1 protein-coding gene and 1 pseudogene are annotated in these 3,114 nt (G+C 67.9%); both read right to left on the reverse strand.

Annotated features, from left to right (window positions below; genetic code table 11):
* Positions 1-2,828 (reverse strand): endoglucanase (locus tag WCJ52_RS12430; RefSeq protein ID WP_336903623.1); only part of this gene is annotated, 2,828 nt, incomplete at its 3' end.
* 42 nt (positions 2,829-2,870) lie between these two features.
* A pseudogene (locus tag WCJ52_RS12435) lies at positions 2,871-3,114 on the reverse strand (hypothetical protein); the annotation flags it as partial.

Consider the following 3,114-nt stretch of genomic DNA (forward strand, 5'->3'; position numbering starts at 1 on the left):
CGGGCAGCGGCGGCGACAGGCGCCGGCGCGGCCTTGGCGAAGCGGGTGCGCATTTTGTCGACCCAGCCCGTGAAGGCCTCGTTGTCTGCGGTCACCTTGCTGAAGTCGGCGGCGCCGACCTCTCCCGACTCCATCCCGGTCAGTCCAACCCTGAGGGCGTCGGGGTTCCGGGCCTGGTCTATGAAATCACTATAGCGGGTACGAAGTCGCGTCAGGGCACCGTCGTCCCCGGAGAGGCTGTAGGCGATGCCGGCGCGCAGGAGCTTGCCTTCTTCGTCAGCGGTCAGGGCACCCGGACGACGCCAGCGGTCGCCAAGGCTCCGCTCGAAGGCGGCGGCGGCCAAGGGCCAGTTCTTCTGCCGCCAGGTGATCTCGTTACGGAGTTCCTCGCCCTCGGGCGTAGGGTCTTCCTCCAGCAGCTCCATGGCGTCGCCAGGCCGGTTCAGGGCGATGAGGGCGCGGGCCTCTACCCTGCGGCGCTCCATCTGCATGGCCGGCGGAAGCAGGGTCGTCCGGGAATTGTTGATCGCCTGGAGGGCCTGCTCGGGCTTTCGGTCCATCAGGTAGATGACCGCCAGGTCGGTTGCGACCTGGGCCTTAGGGGCACCGTCAAGGCGGTTTTCCGTCTGATACTTGAGCAATTCAGCCGCCTGCTCCAGCAGGTCGACCTTGACGAGGCGAGAGACGAGCCGCCGTACGATCATGTCGCCATCCGCGCCCAGGGGCGTCAGGTCCTTGAAGTCCAGGAAGAGGGCCAGGGCCTGGATCGGCTGAAGCCCATCCGCCACCCCGTCCATGAACAGGGACCTGAAGGCCTGGTCCAGATCAGCCTGCAGCTGTACCGCCTCGGGAAGATCAGGAAGCGAGCGTCCGGCGGACCTCAGGGTCTCGAGGGCTTCGCGGTAACGCCCCTGATTCAGGTAGAGGCCGCCGAGGGTGCGGATGATCTCCATCTCGGTCCCATCGCCCCGCCAGCGATATCTTAGGGCATTGAGTTCCTCCGCAGCCTGGTTGATGTCGATGCGGCCCGTATCCAGGCGAATGCGAGCCGCATGAAGGGCTGCGGGCGTCGCCAGCCATTCGAGGGGCGCCGTCGCGACGGCCCGGTAGATCCTGACGGCACGGTCCTTTTCGCCCTGGGCTTCGAGTAATCGGGCCTGGAGAAGTCGAACGGAGAGAGTCTCCGTCGAATCCGCGCGGTCCTCGAGGGCCAGACGGATCGCCTTGTCCGCCCCCTCGAAGTCGCCCTGGGCGAGCGCCGCCTGCCCTTCGGCCCGGGCAAAGCGCGACTTCCACACGGGGGAGAACTGGTTGAAGGCCTCGGCGCCCGCGGAGAACGCGTTGCGGACCTCCGTCCACTGTCCGAGCTGGGCGGCGATATAGGCCCGCCAGAGTGCAGCCGAGGGATCAGAGGCGAGTATCGGCGCCGAGAAGTCGGTGTCAGCCTCCGCATAGCGCCGCGCCATCACCCGGGCGATGCCACGCAGCCCCCTGAACTCAGCGGATTCGAGCACTTCAGGGGAAACTCGGGCCAGGTCGTTCAACACCCCGATGGCTTCGAAGGACAGCTCGCTGCCAACCAGGAATCGGGCGAGGGCAAAGCGGTTGGCGGTGGGCCCGTCCCTCCCCTTCTGAGCTTCCTCGGCGGCGGCGGCGATGAGTGTGTTGTAACGGTCAAGGAAGCCCTTGGGTCCCGTCTGAGGCCAGTTCACCTGGTCGATCAGGGCCGGCATGATGGCCGGACGCGGCGCATCGAGGATCGCGTCCTCGGGAGCAGAACCGACCGAGAGGGGCGACAAGGCAAGGCCCTCGGGCCGCCCGATCCGGACAATGTCGCCATCGTGGGTCACGGCCAGGTCGGGAACGAAGGTTTCCAGGGCGAGCCCTTGGGACGACGGAAGGACCGTGACCTGGGCGAATTGCCGCTTCAGGGGCGCGCCCTTGGCGGGTCCCAGGGCGGTGACGACCGTCATCTGGTCGCCGACAACCGGATCCTCAAGGCGGACAATGCGGGTCGCACCGGCCACCGCGCTCTTAAGCGCCGCCGGGCCGCTAGCCTCATCGCGCACGACCCGCACCACCGGTGTCTGTGGCGAGGGGGCCCGTCCCAGGGTGACAGTCCAGTCTGCGCCAGCCGAATCCGCCCGAAAGGGCGTTCCCGGAGGCGCTTCGATCCGGATCGCGGCATAGTCGGGGCCCCGAAAGGCTTCGGCCGAAGTCATCTGCCTCAGCCCCCGGGGCAGGGTGGAGATGTCCAGGCTGGCGGGCACATCGAAAACGACCCAGATGGCCCCACCACGCCGGAAGACGGCGGCTCCTGCGGGGTTGGCGAAGGGAAAGGTGAGAACCGCCTGTCCCTGGCCGAGGGCGATTTCCGCCTTGACGATCCCACCCTTCGGAAGCGGATCGGGCCGCTGGGCAAGCCCAGGTGCCGCCTCGGCGACGGACGCCTGTTCAGGCGCAGGGCCTTCCGCGGCGGGATCAGCAGGTTCAGGCCGGGAAGTCAGGTTAACCCATGCCGAACCGTCAGCGACGCCCGACTTCATGTCGGCGTCCTTGGAAAGGGTCAGGACCAGCTGGGTGCGCCCGCCTGCCTGGGAGATTCGGGCCGCTTCGATCCACCGGGGCGGTGATGTGCGGAAGCGAGAGAGATTTGGGCGCGTCGCAGCCGGAAAGGTCACGGTGAGCACGGTGCCCTCGCGCCGGGTCGAAACCCCAGGACCGAAGTCCAGTCGGGTGAAGTCAGAGGCCTCGCCGACCCGGACAGCCTGAGCTACAGCTGTGGGTGCCGCGCCGATCGGGGTGGCGACCGACGCGACGATCGCCATTGCGGCGACGCTGGATCCAAGTGACCGGCGCAGGGACATGGATCAGGCTGGGCCCGGCTTGGCCGGCGCCGCCGCCCTGGCGCCCGCAGGTGGCGTCGCGCCCGCAGGCGCGGGAGCCGCCCCGGAGTCGGCCGCAGCCGTACGGACCGAATTGAAGCGGTTAGCGAGGGACTCGGTCAGCTTCTTGGCTTCGGCTGGCGGCATCTGGGCCAGGATTTGGGCCAGGGACTTTTCCTTCAGCTTGGCGGCGATGTGCTCGACGGCCTTCTCGATGCCGGTCTTCATC

Source organism: Phenylobacterium sp., from assembly GCF_037138395.1.
In the GTDB taxonomy this organism is placed as follows: Bacteria; Pseudomonadota; Alphaproteobacteria; order Caulobacterales; family Caulobacteraceae; genus Phenylobacterium.